Below are 17310 nucleotides of genomic sequence, written 5' to 3' on the forward strand. Positions count from 1 at the left end.
GAAGCCCCGGATGGCACAGGAGATCAGAGGAGGGCCCGGGTCGAGCTCCGCACCACCAGGCCGGTGTCGAGGGTGACGTGGGTGCGCTCGACCTCGTCGCCGTTGATCAGCGCGATGAGCATGCTGATCGCCCGGTGCCCCATCTCCCGGATCGGCTGGTCCACTGTGGTCAGTGGCGGGCTGCAGAGCGCGGATTCGGGGACGTTGTCGAAGCCGACCACCGAAAGGTCGTCCGGCACGGAAAGACCGAGCTCGCGGGCCGCGCCGACGGTCGCGATGGCCGAGATGTCGTTCGCGGCGAACACCGCGGTGGGGCGGTCCGGGCCGGTCAGCAGGTCGTGCGCCGAGGCCGCGGAGACTTCCGGGTCGTAGGCGCCGATCCGGATGAGGTTCTCGTCTGCCGTTACGCCCGCCGCCTCGAGAGCGCGCAGGTAGCCCGCTTTCCGCAGTGACGCCGACTCGAGGTCGGGGCGGCCGGAGAGGAACGCGATCCGCCGGTGCCCCAGGTCGAGCAGGTGCTCGGTGGCCAGCTGCGCGCCCCGCAGGTTGTCGGAGTCGATGGTGGGCAGGTGCGACGGCCCGGTGTGCGGGTCGACCGCGACGACCGGCGTGCCGGGCACCGCCTCGAGCGAGACGGCGGGCGTGACGAGCACGGCGCCGTCGACGAGGGTGCCGGAAAGGCGTGACAGGTAGCGCTTTTCCCAGCCCGCCGGGTCGCCGGTGCGGCCGCCGGCGGAGTAGACGACGAGCTCGAACCCGCTGCCGCGGATGGCGTCCGCGGCGCCCTTGAGCAGCTCCGTCGAGAACGGTTCGAGGTCGGCGACCAGGATCCCGATCACGTTGGTCCGGTGGTTGCGCAGGCTCTGGGCCACGAGACTGGCTTCGTAGCCGAGCTCGTCGATCACCGCGCGGACCTTCGCGAGCGTCGCGGCGGAGACGCCGTAGCGCTCGTTGATCACTTTGGACACCGTGGCCACCGAGACGCCGGCACGGGCCGCGACGTCACGGATGGTCACCCTGGAACTGGGCTGCATCGGCTCAGACTAGCGATGTAAAACGTTATCGACAACGATTGACATCCGATTTGCCCGGGAGCAAACTCTTCGCCAACCCGGGTGCAGTCGCGCCCCGTCCAACTCGGCCGAAGTCGTCAGGAGTGGACCCACGATGTTTGTGAAACGCAGAATTCCCGTTCTCGCCGCACTGGTGGCGATCGTGCCGCTCGCGCTCTCGGCGTGCAGCGGGGGGAGCGACACACCCGCGCAGCCGAGCGGGCCGGTCACCCTCACCTGGTGGCACAACGGCACCACCGACCCGATCAAGTCGATCTGGGAGAAGGTCGTCGCCGACTACCACCAGGCGCACCCCGACGTCACGCTCAAGGCCCAGCCGCTGCAGAACGAGGACTTCCCCACCAAGGTCCCGCTCGCGCTGCAGGGCGCCCAGCCGCCGGACGTCTACCAGTCCTGGGGTGCCGGCGAGCTCGCCTCGCAGGTCACTTCGGGCAAGCTCGCCGACATCACCGACGCGACCAAGCCGTGGATCTCCGGGACGGGCAAGTTCGCCGAAAGCTGGCAGGTCGACGGCAAGCAGTACGGCGTGCCGTTCGAGCAGCACTTCGTCGGCTTCTGGTACCGCAAGGACCTCTTCCAGCAGGCCGGGATCACCACCCCGCCGAAGACGATGGACGAGCTCAACGCCGCCGTCACGCAGCTCAAGGCCAAGAACATCGCGCCGATCTCCGTCGGTGGCAAGGACCGCTGGCCGGACGCCTTCTACTTCAACTACTTCGCCGTGCGCGAGTGCTCCGCCGACGTGCTCAAGCAGTCGGTGAAGGCGGTCAAGCTGGAAGACCCGTGCTGGACGAAGGCCGGGCAGGACCTCAAGAGTTTCCTGGCCACGCAGCCGTTCCAGACCGGGTTCGCCGGCACCCCGGCCCAGCAGGGCGCGGGCAGCTCCGCCGGCCTGGTCGCCAACGGCAAGGCCGCGATGGAGCTGCAGGGCGACTGGGAACCCGGCACGATGTCGGCGCTGACCGACGACAAGCAGCTGGACTCCAAGATCGGCTGGTTCCCGTTCCCGTCGGTGGCGGGCGGGCGGGGCGACCCGGCGGCCGTGCTCGGCGGCGGTGACGGCTTCGCCTGCACCTCCCGCGCGTCGAAGGCGTGCGCGGACTTCCTGCAGTACCTGAACACCGAGCCGGTGCAGACGCAGCTCGCGGCGAAGGGGGCCGGCCTGCCGGTCAACAGCGCGGCCGCCAAGTCGCTGAAGACCGACACGCTGAAGCAGGTTTACGACTACGGCGTGAAGGCGCCCTACCTGCAGATGTACTTCGACAAGGCGTTCCCGACCGCGGTCGGCGCGGCGCTGAACGACGCGGTGGCCAACATGTTCGCCGGCCAGGGCACCCCCGAAGGCATCGTGGCCGCCGTCAACCAGGCCGCGGCGGGCAACAAGTGACCACGGCGGCGACGCCGGTGCGGAAGGCGACGCCGCCTTCCGCACCGGCGGCGGGCGCCCGGGTGAAGCGTCCCGGCCTGGGCAAACGGCTCGAGCTGGCGCTCCTGCTCGGGCCGGCCCTGCTGGTGTTCGTCGGCTTCGTGCTGGTACCGATCGGGATCGCCGGGTTCTACAGCCTGTTCAAGTGGAACGGCTTCGGCCCGCTCGACGACTTCATCGGTTTCGACAACTACGTCGACGCGTTCAGCGGCACGGTGTTCCAGGGCGCGATCGTGCACAACCTGATCATCGCCGGGCTGTCGATCGTGGTGCAGCTGCCGCTGTCGATCGGGCTGGCGATGCTGCTCAACCGCAAGCTGCGGGGACGCGCGGTGCTGCGCGCCCTGGTGTTCGCGCCGTACGTGCTCTCCGAGGCGATCACCGCGGTGATCTGGGTGCTCATGCTGCAGCCGGGGGGCTTCGCCGACCAGGTGCTGAAGGGCGCCGGGCTCGGCGGCCTGGTCCACCAGTGGCTGGCCGACCCGGGCATCGTGCTCTACACGCTGTTCGCGGTGATCACCTGGAAGTACGTCGGCTTCGGCATCATCCTGCTGCTCGCCGGTCTCCAGGGCGTGCCCGCCGAGCTGCGCGAAGCCGCCGCGCTCGACGGCGCGTCGGCGTGGCAGACCACCCGGCACGTCGTGCTGCCGCTGCTCGGGCCGACCATCCGGATCTGGATCTTCCTGTCGGTGATCGGCTCCCTGCAGCTGTTCGACGTGGTCTGGATCATGACGCTGGGCGGGCCGGCGAATGCGTCGACGACGATGGCGACCTACCTGGTCGACCACGGCTTCAAGCGCTACGAGTTCGGGTTCGGCTCCGCGGTGGCGGTCATCCTCTTCGTCATCTGCTTCGTGTTCGCCCTGCTGTACCAGCGGTTCGCGCTCCGCCGTGACACCGAGGGCGCCTTGACGAGGATGGTGGGCTGATGCGCTCCCGCAGGTTCGGCCTGTCGATGGGGTACCTCGCGGCGATCGTCGTGCTCGGCGTGACGGTCGTGCCGCTGCTGTTCGTCGTGCTCGGCGGGTTCCGCACCAACGCGCAGATCAACTCCGCCCCGGCCGGCCTGCCCGGTCCGTGGGTGACGGACAACTACGCCTCGGTCCTCGGTTCGGGCGCGTTCTGGACGTTCCTCGGCAACAGCGCGCTGGTCGCGGTGATCGCGACCGCGGTCGCCGTCGGCCTGGGGTCGATGGCCGGGTACGCGCTTTCGCGCTATCACTTCAAGGGCCGGGAGGCGTTGTACACGCTGTTCACGCTCGGCCTGCTGTTCCCGCTGACCGTGGCGACGCTGCCGCTGTACCTGTGGCTGCGCCAGCTGGGCATGCTCGAGACCTTCTGGGGCGTGGCCATCCCCGAGGCGGCGTTTTCGCTGCCGGTGACGATCGTGATCCTGCGCCCGTTCATGCACGCCATCCCGGGCGAGCTCGAGGACGCCGCCGTCCTCGACGGCGCGACCCGGCTCGGGTTCTTCTGGCGCATCCTGCTGCCCCTGTCGGCGCCCGCGCTGACCACGGTCGGCGTGCTCGCCTTCGTCACCAGCTGGAACGCCTACCTGCTGCCCCTGCTGGTGTTCAACGACTCCGCGCACTTCACGCTCCCGCTCGGCGTCGCCACCTTCCAGTCCCAGTACTCGCAGGACACCGCCCGGGTGCTCGCGTTCACCGCGTTGTCGATGATCCCGGCACTCGCGTTCTTCGTGCTCGCCGAACGGCGCATCGTCGGCGGGCTGACCGGATCCGTGAAGGGCTGACTCAGGAGGTCTGCCGTGCCGTCCGAGGTCCACCGTCGTGCCTTCCTGCAGGTGCTCGCCCTGGCCGGGGCGGGATCCGCGGCCCTGCCGGGCCTCGCCGAAGCCGGGACGGGGTTCCCGTTGGTGTCGCGGGGAAAGGCCGCGACGATCGTGGTGAGCTCCGGCGACCTGCCGGGGGTCCGGCGGGTCGCCGGAGACCTGGCTGACGACGTCGAGCGCGTCACGGGTGTCCGCCCGGCCGTGTCCGACGTGGTCCCCGCCGAGGGACCGGTGGTGCTGGTCGGCACGCTGGGCCACAGTCCACTGGTCGACTACCTGGTGCGGGCCGGCCGGCTCGACGTCTCCGGCATCGCCGGGAAGTGGGAGACGTCGCTGAGCCAGGTCGTCGGCGGGAAGCTCGTGCTCACCGGCAGCGACCAGCGCGGCGTGATCTACGGCGTCTACGAGATCTCGCGGCGCATCGGCGTCTCGCCGTGGTACTGGTGGGCCGACGTCCCGCCGCGGCGCAGCACCGAGCTGTACCTGCCGGGGGAGCGGTTCAGCCTCGGCACGCCGCACGTGAAGTACCGCGGGTTCTTCATCAACGACGAGAACCCGGCGCTCGGCACCTGGGCACCGGCCTACTTCGGGCCGGGCAAGGCGCCCGGTTTCCCCAACGGCTTCAACCACCTCTTCTTCGCCAAGGTCTTCGAGACGATGCTGCGGCTGCGGGCCAACTACCTGTGGCCGGCGGTGTGGGGCCGCGCCTTCGCCGAGGACGACCCGCTCAACCACGCCACGGCGAAGGAGTACGGCGTCGTGATGGGCACCTCGCACGAGGCGCCGATGATGCGCGGGATCGAGGAGTGGAACCGGCACGCGGTGCCGGCGGTCCGCGACTCCGCCGGGACCATCACGACGCCGGGCCACGACCCGTACGGCGGCACGGGGGAGTGGAGCTTCCGCCGCAACGGCGAGGCGATCAAGGCCTACTGGACCGACGGGATCCGCCGAATGGCCCGTGAAGGCTTCGAGGGCGTCGTCACGCTCGGCATGCGCGGCAACGGCGACGTCAGCCTGCCCGACGGCGACGGCATCGAGCTGATGCGGGAGATCATCGCGGCCGAACGCGACATCCTCGCCCGCGAGCTGAGCACGGACGTCCCGCAGGTGTGGACGCTGTACAAGGAGGTCCTGCGCTACTGGGCGCAGGGCCTGCGCCCACCCGACGACGTCATCGTGGTGTTCACCGACGACAACTGGGGCAACATCCGCAAGCACCCGGACCTGTCCCTGCCGCCGCACCCCGGCGGGTACGGGCTGTACTACCACTTCGACTACGTCGGCGGCGGCCGCAACTACAAGTGGGTCGACACGGCGCTGATCGCGAACACCTGGGAGCAGCTGCACCAGGCGAGCGCCTACGGCAACGACCGGCTGTGGGTGGCCAACGTCGGCGACATGAAGGGCAACGAGCTGCCGCTGCAGTTCTTCCTCGACTACGCCTGGAACCCTTCGGCGCTCCCGGCCGAGCGACTGTCCACTTGGGAGCGTGAGTTCGCCGCGGAAAACTTCGGTGCGGCTCCGGCGTCGGACATCGCGTCGGTCCTGCACGACTACGGGCGGCTGCAGTCGCGGCGGAAGCCGGAGCTGCTGAACCGGCGGATCACGCTCCACCCGGACGGCACCATCGGCTACGACGACCAGGCGACGCCGTTCAGCCTGGTCGGCTACCGCGAGCTGGACCGGGTCACCACCGAGTGGCAGGACCTCGCGGCGCGGGCGGCGAAGATCGCCGCACGGCTGCCTTCAGCCTACCGCGACGCGTTCTACGAACTGGTTTCGTACGAGGTCACGGCGTCGGCGAACCTCTACGCGCTGCGGCGGGCCGAGTTCACGAACCTGCTGTACGCGGCCCAGGGCCGGGCCTCGGCGAACGGGCTCGCGGCCGTCACGGAGGCCCGCTTCGCCGACGACCTCGCCCTGGCGGCGAAGTACAACACCGGCATCGCGGGCGGCAAGTGGCAGGGGTTCCAGACCCAGCCGCACATCGACTACGGCGACATCGCCCGCTACGGGCCGAACGCGCCCTGGCAGCAGCCTGAGCTGGACAACGTCGCGCTGCCGGACGTCATCTTCCCCGCGGTCCGGCGGCTCGACCTGCCCACCGCCGCCGAACTGGGGGTCGCCGTCGACGGTTCGGAGCAGTGGTGGCCCTCGGCGCCGGGACGTCCCGTGCTGCCGGAGTTCAGTCCGTACCAGAGTGCGCCCGCCCAGTACATCGACGTGTTCAACCGCGGCCGGACGCCTTTCCGGTGCACGGTTTCCGCCGGTGCGCCGTGGGTGGTGGTCGAGCCGCGCGGCGGCCGGGTGGAGGAGGAGCTGCGGATGACCGTGCGGATCGACTGGGCCCGGGCGCCGAAGGGCACGTCGACGGTGCCGGTCACGGTGTCGGGCGCGGGGCGTTCGGTGGCCGTGGACGCGGTCGTGCGGAACCCGGTGGTGCCGGCCTCGTGGCGGCGTGGGTTCGTCGAAGCCGGCGGGTACGTGTCGATGGAGGCGGAGCACTGCAGCGCGAACGTCGGCGCCGGGCCGGTTTCGTGGCGCCGGATCCCCGACCTGGGCCGGACCGGCGCGGGGATGACGCCGTTCCCGGTCACCGCGGCGAGCCGCGCGTCGGGTGCCGGGCCGCGGCTGGAGTACCGGATGACGCTGTTCACGGCGGGGCCGGTGACGGTGTGGGCGTACCTCTCGCCCCGCAGCAACGTGCTGCAGGGGGACGGGCTGCGGTACGCGGTGTCGTTCGACGACGCGGCGCCGCAGGTCGTGAACATCACGAAGGCCACGGGCGCCGACGACATGACGATGAACCGGCAGTGGGAGCGGACCACGTCGGACAACGTGAACCTGACTTCGACGCGGCACGAGGTCGCGGCGCCGGGTCCGCACGTGCTGAAGGCGTGGATGGTCGACCCGGCGGTGGTGCTCCAGAAGCTGGTGGTCGACACGGGTGGGCTGCGGCCGAGCTACCTGGGGCCGCCGGAGAGCATGCGGTGGCCCTCGTGAGCCGGCGGCCGGCCCGCGCCGGCGGGACGGGCGAGGCGAGCCGGTTACCCGGCCAGCGCCCCGTGCCCGTGGTGAGCCGGGGCCGCCGTGCTCTGGCGGACCACCAGGCTGGTCGCCAGCTCCAGCCGGTGGCTCGCCGGGTGCGACCCCCGGGCCAGCGAGATCGCCAGCCGCGCGCCCGCGGCCGCCATCTCCTGCAGGGGCTGGCGGATCGTCGTCAGCTCCGGGGTCAGCCAGCGCGCCACCGGCAGGTCGTCGAACCCGATCACGCTCAGGTCGTCCGGGATCCGCAGCCCCGCGTCGCGCGCGGCCTCGTACACCCCGAGGGCCTGCAGATCGCTGCCGGCGAACACCGCCGTGGGGCGGTCGGGGAGGGTCAGCAATGACGCCAGCTCCCGGTAGCCCGCCCGGACGTGGAAGTCGCCGCGACGCACCAGCGCCGGGTCGAACGCCAGCCCGGCCGTCTCCAGCGCCGTGCGGTAGCCGTCGATCCGGGCCCGGCTGCACAGCACCCCGTCCGGCCCGCCGATCATCGCGATCCGGCGGTGGCCCAGCTCCACCAGGTGCCGGGTGGCGGTCAGCCCGCCCTGCCAGTTCGTGGCCCCGATCGAGGGCGTCTCCGGCCCCGGCGCGCCGGCCGGGTCGACCACGACGAGCGGGATGTCGCGGGCCCGCAGCTTCGCCAGCTGCCCGCCGGTGAAGTCGGAGCACACCGAGACGATGCCGACCGGCCGCCGCGCCAGCACGCTTTCCAGCCAGCTCTGCCCGGGCGTGTGCCGGCCCGACGATTCCGCGAGCACGACCGCCATTCCGTTTTCGCGGGCGACGCACTCCACCCCGCGGATGATTTCCAGCGCCCACGTGCTTTCGAGTTCGTGGAACATCAGTTCCAGGAGCCGGGAACGGCGGGACCGTTCGTCGGCGCGCCGGCGGTAACCGTATTTCCCGATGACCGCTTCCACGCGGGCGCGGGTGCTTTCGGCGACGTCGGGACGGCCGTTGAGCACTTTCGAAACAGTCGGTACGGAAACCCCCGTCTCGGCGGCTATCCGGGCGATGGTGACCCGGGAGGTGACCGGCTCGGGATCCTCGGACGTCGTTGTCATGAAGGGGATTCTAGGTCATCGAAACCCGGTTGGACACACTTCGAAACTTTCGGAAAATGGAGGAGTGAGATGGTGGGAAGAATTCCTATTAAACGCGCACTGGTGACGGTCGCGGTCGTCGCGGGTATTGCCGTGTGGCAGGCGCCGGCGGCATCGGCGTCCGTTCCGCTGAAAGACATCACGCACCGCTACGTCGGCAGTGCGGTGGCGGCGGCGTACCTGGCGGACGAAGCGGATTACCGGGCCGTGCTCACCCGCGAATTCGACAACGTGACGCCCGAGAACGAGATGAAATGGGGGACGGTCGAAGCCGTTCGCGGCCAGTACGACTGGTCGGGCGCCGACGCGATCGTCCGGTACGCGCAAGCGCACCACATGACCGTGCGCGGCCACACGCTGGTCTGGCACTCCCAGCTGCCGGACTGGGTGGCCGCACTGCCCGCCGACGAGCTGCGCCGCGTGCTGCGCGACCACATCACGACGGAGGTCAAGCGGTACAAGGGAAAGGTCCGTGCCTGGGACGTCGTCAACGAACTGTTCAACGAGGACGGTACCCGTCGCGACACCGTGTTCCGGCAGAAGCTCGGCGACGGCTTCGTCGCGGACGTGTTCCGCTGGGCGCACGCGGCCGACCCGGCGGCGACGCTCTACATCAACGACTACAACATCGAAGGCCGCAACCCGAAGAGCGACGCGGTGTACGACCTGGTGAAGACGCTCCGGCGGCAGGGCGTCCCGATCGGCGGCGTCGGGGTCCAGGCGCACCTGTCGATCCAGTACGGCTTCCCGGCGGAGTACCGCGAGAACCTGGCCCGCCTGACGAAGCTGGGCGTGGACGTCGCGATCACCGAGGCCGACGTCCGGATCCCGACCCCGCCCGACGCGGCGAAGCTCGACACCCAGGCGAGCTACTTCGACCGGTTGTGGGACGGCTGCCAGGCGGTCCGGCGGTGCGTGGAGTTCACGACGTGGGGCTTCACGGACCGGCATTCGTGGGTCCCGGGCGTCTTCCCCGGCGAGGGTGCGGCCTGCCTGTTCGACGAGAACCTGCAGCCGAAACCGGCCTACCTGCGGATCAACCCCTGGTGAGTCCCGGCCGGAGACCGCGGGCGGCGAGCGCCGAGAGGATCCTCGGCACCGCCGCCACGGTCTCCGGCCGGCCTTCGTGCATCAGCACGACCCCGCCCGGCTCCACGCGGTCCGCCGCGGCGACGATCTCGTCCGTGGCGGCACCCGCCCAGTCGCGGGTGTCGACGGTCCACAGGACCTCGGTCAGCCCGTGCCCGGCGGCGGTCGCCCGGACGGCGTCGTCCGTGTCGCCGTAGGGCGGCCGGAACAGCACGGGGCGAGCACCGGTCAGCGAAACCAGGAGGTCCTGCGTCCGCCGGACCTCCTGGTCGCGGTTCTCGGCGGACAGGCCGGTGAGGTGCGGGTGCGTCCACGTGTGGTTGCCGATCACGTGGCCGGCGGCCGCGATCGCCCGGACCAGCGCCGGGTGCTCGGCGGCGTGCTCGCCCCACAGGAAGAACGTCGCCCGCACCCCGTCGAGCGCCGCCAGCAGCGCCGGCGTGGTCGAAGGGTACGGGCCGTCGTCGAAGGTCAGCGCCACCGCGTCCACCCCGTCAAGGTCACCCGGGGACACCCCGCGAAGCAAGGACTTTCGGCGGGCTTTCGTCAGCGGGCCAGGGCGGCCAGCCGCTTGGCGGTCGGCCACCGGACGTTCCACGCCCAGCCGAGCTTCTCGAACGCCCAGATCACCCGGGCGGAGATGTCGATCTGCCCGCGCTGCGCGCCGTGGCGGGCCGACGTCGGGTCCTCGTGGTGGGTGTTGTGCCAGGACTCGCCCATCGACAGGATCGCCAGCGGCCAGAAGTTCGCCGACCGGTCGCGGCTGGCGAACGGGCGCTCGCCGATCATGTGGCAGATCGAGTTCACCGACCACGTCACGTGGTGCTGGAACGAGATCCGCGCCAGGCCCGCCCAGAGGAACGCGGTGAGCGCGCCCCACCACGAGAGCGTGATCAGGCCGCCGAGCAGCGGCGGGAGCAGCAGGCTGACGACGACCCACAGCGGGAAGAGCCGGTCGACGACGCGCATGTCGCGGTCGGCCTCGAGGTCGGGGGCGAAGCGGTCGACGTTGGTCTTGTCGCGCCCGAAGAGCCAGCCCATGTGGGCGTGCCAGAAGCCGCGGGCCAGCGCCAGCGGGGACGTGCCGAACAGCCACGGGGAGTGCGGGTCGCCCTCGCGGTCGGAGAACGCGTGGTGGCGGCGGTGGTCGGCGACCCAGCCGATCACCGGGCCCTGCGCCGCGAGGCCGCCGGCGACGGCCAGCGCGATCCGCAGCGCCCGCTTCGCGCGGAACGCGCCGTGGGTGAAGTAGCGGTGGTAGCCGACGGTGATGCCGAGCGTCGACACGACGAAGAACGCGCCGCCGATCGTGAGGTCGAGCCAGCTGACGCCCCAGCCCCAGAACACCGGCACGGCCGCGGCGAGCGCGAGGAACGGGACCAGCAGGAACGTGCGGATGGTGATCAGCTCGGCCACGGACTGGCGGCCGGAGAGCACGGGTTTGGCGACGGGACGGGGAGCCTTCACGGAGGCTGTCATGCACTACTCGTTTCGAAGTCATCGCGCGCGGAGCGGGGCTCACGCGCGGGGGCCGGGGAGCGGGTACACCCGGCGGTCAGCGGTCTGCGGTGGCCCGGGCGTGTCGCCGCTCCTGCCGGCGATCGGCCCCGACGGCCACGAGCCGAGATCGAGACCGGCGGGACGCTGGCATCCGAGGGGCTCTCGACCCCCGCCACGTTACCGGACCGTTGTGAACCCGCGGTGTGGCCGCGAACGAGAAAGGCCCCCGCCCCGGTGGGGGCGAGGGCCTTCGGTGCCTCGTGGCTCAGATGACGCTCACGCGCTGGGCCTGGGGGCCCTTCTGACCCTGGCCGATCTCGAACTCCACGCGCTGACCCTCGTCGAGCGACTTGAAGCCGCTGCCCTGGATCTCGGAGTAGTGGACGAACACGTCCGGACCCCCGCCGTCCTGCGCGATGAAGCCGAAGCCCTTTTCACCGTTGAACCACTTGACACTGCCCTGAGCCATACCCATACCTACTCTTTTTTGGTGAGCCTGGGCGTCCCGTTCGGACGCCCGGTCTCGGGACCATCCTCGCATCACCGGTCCGGACTGGCCAGCCCCGGTGGTCAAACTCCCCAATCGGGGCGCAGCGGCATGCCCATCCCGCCCTCGCGGTCGGTCCGCACCCCGAGGATCTGGTGCAGTTCGATCTCCCGGCGCTCGAAGGCCAGCCGGCAGGCGGCCAGGTAGAGGGCCCACACCCGGCTGCGGCCGGTGCCCGCTTCGGCGACCGCCTCGTCCCAGTGCTCGTCGAGGTTCGCGCACCACCCGGCCAGCGTCAGCGCGTAGTGCTCGCGGAGGTTCTCCGAGTGCCGGACCTCCAGGCCGGCGTCGTGCATGGCCGTGACGAGCTCGCCGGGAGCCTCGAGCTCGCCGTCCGGGAAGACGTAGCGGTCGATGAACCCGCGCGAGCGGTGCGCGACGCTGGTGTCCGGGTTGGTGATGCAGTGGTTGAGCAGGCGCCCGTGCGGCTTGAGCTTGGCCGCGAGGAACCGGAAGTAGCCGGGCACGTTGCGGGCGCCGATGTGCTCGGTCAGGCCGATCGACGAGATCGCGTCGAACCCGGTTTCGGTGACGTCCCGGTAGTCGAGGTGGCGGATCTCGGCGCGGTCGGCCAGGCCGAGGGAGACGATGTTCTTCTGCGCCCACTGGGCCTGCTCGCGCGAGAGCGTGACGCCGAGCGCCTCGACGCCGTAGTGGCGGACGGCGTGCGCCACCATCCCGCCCCAGCCGCAGCCGACGTCGAGCAGCCGCATCCCGGGCTGGAGGCCGAGCTTGCGGCAGACCAGGTCGAACTTGTGCTCCTGCGCGTCCTCCAGCGAGGCGCCGGCCTCCGGGAACACCGCGCACGTGTAGGCCATCGACGGGCCGAGGACCAGCTCGTAGAACCGGTTGGACACGTCGTAGTGGCTGGCGATGGCCGCGCTGTCGCGGCTCTTCGAGTGCCGCAGCGCGGTCATCCCGCGCCGCAGCCGGCTCGGGTGCTCCTCGGCGGGCGGCTTGACGACGCGCAGGTGGCGGGCGCCGAGCTTGCGCAGCAGCCACAGCCGGTCGGCCGGGGTGAGCTGGTCGACCTGGGCCGCCAGCGCGTGCAGCGCGGTGTAGAGGTCGCCGGACACGTCGAGCGCGCCCGCGACGTACGCGCGGGCGAGGCCGAGGTCGCCGGGGGAGGACATCAGGTAGTCCAGGGCCAGCGGTGAGCGCACCTGGATCGCGACCGGCGCGTCGGCCGGACCGCTGCTGCTGCCGTCGTAAGCGGTGATCGACACGGTCGCGCGGGGGCCGAGCAGGCGCTCGAAGACCTCGCCGACCGGGGTGCTTTCCTGGGTCACGTTCGTTCCTTTCACCGGCGGCGGACACATTTCTCGTAGAGGCCGAGCAGCCGCTCGTCCGGGTCGTAGGTCCGCTTGAGCTCACGGTAGGTTTCCCCGTTGTAAAGCCGCCAGAACTCGTCTTCGGCGTAGAAGCTGTCCGAATAGAGCGACTTGTGCCCGCCCAGCCGGGTGACCTCGGCTTCGATCATCCGGTTGTGCACGCCGTCGCGCTCACCGGGGTCCAGCGGCACGGCCGACCAGAACCCGAAGTTGACGTAGAGCGCGTCGGGGTCCAGCTCGTAGAGCGGCCAGCGCACGCCGCCGGGGCGCTGCCGGAGCGGGCAGACCCACACCGGGCTGATCGGGATCTCCCGCTCGAAGAACTCGAGGAACTCCGCGGCGCGCCCGACCGGCACCTCGATGTCCTGCACGATCGTCTCCTCCGGCGGCAGGCGACGGAGCTTGAGCAGCCGCTGGGCGATCTTGAACCGGCGGTCGAGCGCCACGGCCTTCCAGTAGACGGAGGACCGCAGGAACCGGCGGCCGAGCAGCAGCCGCGGCAGCCGGTGCTGGACGCCGAACGCGCGCGAGCACCAGAACCAGTCGGTGTCCCAGCGCCAGAGGTAGTCGCGGACGGTGAGGTGGTCGGTCCGGCGGGTCCGGATCGAGCGGTAGTAGATGTCGAGCCAGGTGTAGTCGCTGGTCGCGGGCGCCGTGTCGGTGAACGAGGCCAGGGTGAGGTACAGCTCGTCCGGGCCGAACACCGTGCCGTCGACGAAGTCGTGCTCGCCGCTGTCGCAGGCTTCGGCGAGGGCGCGGAAGTAGCTGTCGCGGTCGTGATAGCGGACGTGCCGGAGCTCGACGAACGGCTTCACCGGCTCGAGGACGATCTTCAGGCGCAGCGCGTAGCCGAGGGTGCCGTAGGAGTTGGGGAAGCCGCGGAAGAGGGCGGCGTGCTCGTTGTCCGGGGTGGCGACGACGATCCGGCCGTCCCCGGTGAGGATCTCCAGCTCGAGCACGGACTCGTGCGGCATGCCGTTGCGGAAGGACGAGGACTCGATGCCGAGCCCGGTGACCGCGCCGCCGAGGGTGATGGTCTTGAGCTGCGGGACGACCAGGGGCATCAGGCCGTGCGGCAGCGTGGCGTCGACCAGCTGCTCGTAGGTGACCATCCCTTCGACGTCGGCGGTGCGGGTTTCGGGGTCGACGCGCAGTACGTGCGTGAAGCCGGAAACGTCCAGTCCGGGGTGTTTCGCGGCGGCCCGGGAGCGGAAGAGGTTGGACGTCCGCTTCGCCAGCCGGACGGTGGCTTCGCCGCTGATCGCGGTGAGCTGCCGGCGCAGGTCGTCGACGCGGGCTTCGTGCTCGGGGAACGCCGGGCCCGGACGGGCTTCGGGGACCCCGGCCTGATCGATGGTCACCACCCGATCCTGCCTCACGGCGAGCACGGGCGCACTGTGCTGCCGGGCCTGGACATCGGATCTTCGCGATTGATCACGGCGAAGGCGGGTATTCAGGTCGCGGACCGCGGGGATCCCGCGGCGACCTGGGGAAAGCGAGGCGGCGTTGAGCATTCTGATCGATTTCGGGCGCGACACGGAGTTCTCGTTCGAGCGGGGGCTGCGCGGGTACGTCGCCGCGGTGGCCCGCGCAGTGGGGGTCGGGCTGGAATCCTGCACGCTGGACGCGGGAACGCCCGCGGCCGCGTACATCGCGCTCGACTGGCGCTTGACGCGCTTCCCCGGCCACGACTTGGCGCTGGTCTGGGACGAGACCCACGGCTGGGCGGCGGCGATCGAGGACGCGGACGGAGCGACCGTCCTGACGTATCTCGGCGGCTCCGTGCTGCCCGAGCCGCGCGCGGTGGTCCGGTTCCTGGCGGCGGTCCGCGCGGGCGACCCGGACGCCGGAACACTCGCGGCGCCGGCGCTGCGAGAGCCCGGTGACCACGAGGAACTGCTGGCGACGCTCGTCCACTAGCTGCTTCGGGCAGACTGGCCCGATGGACGTGGGGGAACTGACGGCGGAGGACGTGGTCGACCGGGTGGTGCCGCGCGACCCGCGGATCTCCCCGGACGGCCGATGGGTCGTGTACGTGACGGCGCCGGTGGGCCGAGCGGGGGAGTACCCGGTCAGCGGTCTGTGGCTTGTTCCGGTGGACGGGAGCAGGCCCGCACGGGAACTGATCGGCGGTGCGGCCGAGAACCGGTCACCGCGCTGGGCCGCGGACTCCGGTTCCGTCTTCTTCCTTTCGGATCGCGACGAGCGCGGAACGGCGCAGCTGTACCGGATCAGGGTGGACGGCGGCGGCCTCGAGCGGCTGACGGAGTGGGTCGCGGGGGTCAGCGATCATGTGCCGCTGGCGGACTCGGTCGTGGTGATCGCCCCGGACGCGGCCGACCAGGCGAGCGACCCGCAGGTCCGGACCGTCCTGCCGGATGCGGTACGCCGCTGGGACACCCGAGCGCGCCCCGACCGGCTCTGGCTGCTCGACCTCTCCACCGCCACCCTCCGGCCGCTCGGCGACCTCGGCGACCGGCACGTCCGCGAAGTGGCCGCCCGCCCGGACGGGACAGCGCTCGCCGTCTTCACCTGGTCGTGCGCCGATCGCGAGCCCGGCGTCTTCGAACCCGGCCTCCACCTCGTCGACCCCGTCACCGGCGAGACCCACGACCTCGGCACCCCGGTCCTGGAAGCAGCCGACCCGGCCTGGTGGCACGACGGCACCGACTGGCACCTCGCCTACCTCGGCCTGACCCCGCCCGGCCTGATCGGCGGCACCGCGATCTTCGACGGCGACGAGAACCTCACCGAAGGCCTCGAGATCTGCCCCACCGAACTCGTCCAGGTCGACGACGGCCCGCCCCTCGCGCTGTTCGCCGAAGGCCTGGACACGACCGTCCGCCGCCTCGACGCCACCTTCACCGAGATCGCCCGGGTCCGCGGCAGCTGCCTGACCGCGAGCCGCGACGGCGGGGTGATCGCCGTGGTCGCGAGCACCGGCACCGAACCCGACGAGATCCACGCCGGCCCGCCGCACGACCTCACCCGGCGCAGCAGGACCGTCCCGGACCGGACCTGGGGCACCCAGCACCGGCTGGACTACCGGACCCCGGACGGCCTGACCCTCGACGGGCTGCTGATCCTGCCGCCGGGAAAGACGAAGGCCGACGGCCCCTTCCCGCTGGTCACCCTGGTCCACGGCGGCCCCCACGACCGGTACGCCGACCGCTTCCACCTCGGCTGGTACCCCTCGGGCCAATGGCTCGCCGCCGCCGGCTTCGCGGTCTTCCTCCCGAACGCCCGCGGCGGACTCGGCCACGGCCACGCCTTCGCGGCGAGCGTCGCCGGGGACGTCGGCGGTGCGGAGTTCACCGACGTCCTCTCCGGCATCGACCTCCTCGTGGAAGACGGCGTCGCCGACGACACCCGGCTCGGCATCGGCGGCTGGAGCCACGGCGGGTTCTTCGCCGCCTGGGCCGTGACGCAGACCGACCGCTTCGCCGCGGCCGTCGTGGGCGCGGGGGTCATCGACTGGCCGCTGCTGGCCGCCACCGGCGAGCACAGCCGGTTCGAAGCAGCGCTCGGCGGTGCGGAAAACAGCCCCATCACCCACGCCGCGAAGATCCGCACGCCGGTCCTGATCCTGCACGGCGAGGACGACACGAACGTCCCGCTCTCGCAAGCGGAACTCCTGCACCGCGCCCTCGGGGACAAACCCCACCAGTTCGTCGTCTACCCGCGCGAGGGCCACTCGATCCGCGAACGCGACCACCAGATCGACGTCCTGAACCGTTCCCGCGCCTGGTTCTCACACCTGCTCGCCTGATTTGAACTCCGCCTCCCCGCGGCTGAACGAGAACCCGTCCGCGCCGACGGTGACGTCGGCTTCGCGCGGCTCGGTCCGCTCGAGCACCGGCCGGACCTCGCCGTCGAGATCGAGCACCACCGACGGGTCGGTGTACCAGCTCGGCACCACCGGGTTGCCCCACCAGTCGCGGCGCTGGTCGTCGTGCACGTCCCAGGTGATCACCGGGTTGTCCGGGTCGCCGGTGTGGTAGTCATGCGTGTAGATCTCGATGCGGTGCCCGTCGGAATCCCGGACGTACAGGTGGAACGCGTTCGACACCCCGTGCCGGCCCGGCCCGCGCTCGATCGCGCCCGGCATCCGCAGCGCGCCGAGGTGGTCGCAGATGTGCAGGATCTGGTGCCGTTCGTGCGACGCGAACGCGATGTGGTGCAGCCGCGGGCCGTCGCCGCCGGTCAGGGCGACGTCGTGCACCGTCGGCTTGCGGAACATCCACGCCGCGTACACCGTGCCCTCGTCGTCCTGGATGTCTTCGGAAACGCGGAAGCCCAAGCCCTCGTAGTACTTCCGGGCCGCAGGGACGTCCGGGGTGTCCAGGGTGAAGTGGTCCGGCCGCGACGGGGCCCCGTCGCCGTGGAGGAACTCCTCGGGAA

15 protein-coding genes are annotated in these 17310 nt (G+C 71.1%); 7 read left to right on the forward strand and 8 right to left on the reverse strand.

Translation table 11 applies throughout. From position 1 onward, the window contains the following. Window positions 1-23 precede the first annotated feature (23 nt). Entirely contained in the window at window positions 24-1034 is a 1011-nt protein-coding gene (locus QRX60_RS36815) for a LacI family DNA-binding transcriptional regulator (RefSeq protein ID WP_285996060.1), read from the reverse strand. 133 nt (window positions 1035-1167) lie between these two features. Between QRX60_RS36815 and QRX60_RS36820 the strand changes: the two genes are divergently transcribed. The 4 genes from QRX60_RS36820 to QRX60_RS36835 are packed head-to-tail and all read left to right on the forward strand — an operon-like array spanning window position 1168 to window position 7297. Beyond that, entirely contained in the window at window positions 1168-2460 is a 1293-nt protein-coding gene (locus QRX60_RS36820) for an ABC transporter substrate-binding protein (RefSeq protein WP_285996061.1), read from the forward strand. Then, the gene (locus QRX60_RS36825) at window positions 2457-3428 is read left to right on the forward strand and encodes a carbohydrate ABC transporter permease (RefSeq protein ID WP_285996062.1); all 972 of its coding nucleotides are present in this window, start codon (window positions 2457-2459) and stop codon (window positions 3426-3428) included. The genes QRX60_RS36820 and QRX60_RS36825 overlap by 4 nt, the downstream gene beginning before the upstream one ends. Continuing rightward, window positions 3428-4252: a carbohydrate ABC transporter permease gene (locus QRX60_RS36830; protein ID WP_285996063.1), complete on the forward strand. Its 825-nt coding sequence runs from the start codon at window positions 3428-3430 to the stop codon at window positions 4250-4252. The genes QRX60_RS36825 and QRX60_RS36830 overlap by 1 nt, the downstream gene beginning before the upstream one ends. A 15-nt stretch (window positions 4253-4267) precedes the next feature. After that, entirely contained in the window at window positions 4268-7297 is a 3030-nt protein-coding gene (locus QRX60_RS36835) for a glycosyl hydrolase 115 family protein (RefSeq protein ID WP_285996064.1), read from the forward strand. A 44-nt stretch (window positions 7298-7341) separates the two neighbouring features. Here QRX60_RS36835 and QRX60_RS36840 read toward each other — a convergent pair whose 3' ends face one another. Further along, window positions 7342-8403, reverse strand: coding sequence for a LacI family DNA-binding transcriptional regulator (locus QRX60_RS36840; RefSeq protein ID WP_285996065.1), 1062 nt, complete (start codon window positions 8401-8403; stop codon window positions 7342-7344). A 102-nt stretch (window positions 8404-8505) separates the two neighbouring features. Between QRX60_RS36840 and QRX60_RS36845 the strand changes: the two genes are divergently transcribed. Then, a complete protein-coding gene (locus tag QRX60_RS36845) occupies window positions 8506-9492 on the forward strand; it encodes an endo-1,4-beta-xylanase (protein WP_285996066.1) in 987 nt (328 codons plus the stop codon). Here the strand turns inward: QRX60_RS36845 and QRX60_RS36850 are convergent. From QRX60_RS36850 to QRX60_RS36870, 5 genes are all read right to left on the reverse strand, one after another. Beyond that, a complete protein-coding gene (locus QRX60_RS36850; protein WP_285996067.1) occupies window positions 9479-10021 on the reverse strand; it encodes a polysaccharide deacetylase family protein in 543 nt (180 codons plus the stop codon). The two genes, QRX60_RS36845 and QRX60_RS36850, sit on opposite strands and share 14 nt — an antisense overlap. A 56-nt stretch (window positions 10022-10077) precedes the next feature. Next, window positions 10078-11010, reverse strand: coding sequence for an acyl-CoA desaturase (locus tag QRX60_RS36855; protein WP_285996068.1), 933 nt, complete (start codon window positions 11008-11010; stop codon window positions 10078-10080). 286 nt (window positions 11011-11296) lie between these two features. Continuing rightward, window positions 11297-11500 (reverse strand): cold-shock protein, encoded by a 204-nt coding sequence (locus QRX60_RS36860; RefSeq protein WP_004558414.1) that lies wholly within the window; start codon window positions 11498-11500, stop codon window positions 11297-11299. Window positions 11501-11601: 101 nt separating this feature from the next. After that, complete coding sequence (locus QRX60_RS36865; protein WP_408630163.1) at window positions 11602-12897, reverse strand: class I SAM-dependent methyltransferase; 1296 nt, start codon at window positions 12895-12897, stop codon at window positions 11602-11604. After that, window positions 12879-14270, reverse strand: coding sequence for an FAD-binding oxidoreductase (locus QRX60_RS36870; RefSeq protein WP_285996070.1), 1392 nt, complete (start codon window positions 14268-14270; stop codon window positions 12879-12881). The genes QRX60_RS36865 and QRX60_RS36870 overlap by 19 nt, the downstream gene beginning before the upstream one ends. A gap of 145 nt (window positions 14271-14415) precedes the next feature. On the opposite strand from QRX60_RS36870, the gene QRX60_RS36875 reads away from it, so the two are divergent. Together QRX60_RS36875 and QRX60_RS36880 are read left to right on the forward strand one after the other, a co-directional pair. Continuing rightward, on the forward strand, window positions 14416-14829 hold the full coding sequence (locus QRX60_RS36875) for a DUF6292 family protein (RefSeq protein ID WP_285996071.1): 414 nt from the start codon (window positions 14416-14418) through the stop codon (window positions 14827-14829). Window positions 14830-14851: 22 nt separating this feature from the next. Then, the gene (locus QRX60_RS36880) at window positions 14852-16678 is read left to right on the forward strand and encodes a S9 family peptidase (protein WP_285996072.1); all 1827 of its coding nucleotides are present in this window, start codon (window positions 14852-14854) and stop codon (window positions 16676-16678) included. Here QRX60_RS36880 and QRX60_RS36885 read toward each other — a convergent pair. Then, complete coding sequence (locus tag QRX60_RS36885) at window positions 16661-17209, reverse strand: VOC family protein (protein WP_456298873.1); 549 nt, start codon at window positions 17207-17209, stop codon at window positions 16661-16663. The genes QRX60_RS36880 and QRX60_RS36885 overlap by 18 nt on opposite strands. Window positions 17210-17310: the final 101 nt, after the last annotated feature.

Origin of the sequence: Amycolatopsis mongoliensis (assembly GCF_030285665.1) — a bacterium.
Lineage (GTDB): Bacteria > Actinomycetota > Actinomycetes > Mycobacteriales > Pseudonocardiaceae > Amycolatopsis > Amycolatopsis mongoliensis.

Excerpts from the sequence above, each read along its gene's own strand:
- QRX60_RS36855 (WP_285996068.1), bottom strand. The coding sequence starts at position 11,010 with ATGACAGCCTCCGTGAAGGCTCCCCGTCCCGTCGCCAAACCCGTGCTC.
- QRX60_RS36880 (WP_285996072.1), top strand. The coding sequence starts at position 14,852 with ATGGACGTGGGGGAACTGACGGCGGAGGACGTGGTCGACCGGGTGGTG.
- QRX60_RS36830 (WP_285996063.1), top strand. The coding sequence starts at position 3,428 with ATGCGCTCCCGCAGGTTCGGCCTGTCGATGGGGTACCTCGCGGCGATC.
- QRX60_RS36865 (WP_408630163.1), bottom strand. The coding sequence starts at position 12,897 with ATGTGTCCGCCGCCGGTGAAAGGAACGAACGTGACCCAGGAAAGCACC.
- QRX60_RS36860 (WP_004558414.1), bottom strand. The coding sequence starts at position 11,500 with ATGGCTCAGGGCAGTGTCAAGTGGTTCAACGGTGAAAAGGGCTTCGGC.
- QRX60_RS36815 (WP_285996060.1), bottom strand. The coding sequence starts at position 1,034 with ATGCAGCCCAGTTCCAGGGTGACCATCCGTGACGTCGCGGCCCGTGCC.
- QRX60_RS36820 (WP_285996061.1), top strand. The coding sequence starts at position 1,168 with ATGTTTGTGAAACGCAGAATTCCCGTTCTCGCCGCACTGGTGGCGATC.
- QRX60_RS36840 (WP_285996065.1), bottom strand. The coding sequence starts at position 8,403 with ATGACAACGACGTCCGAGGATCCCGAGCCGGTCACCTCCCGGGTCACC.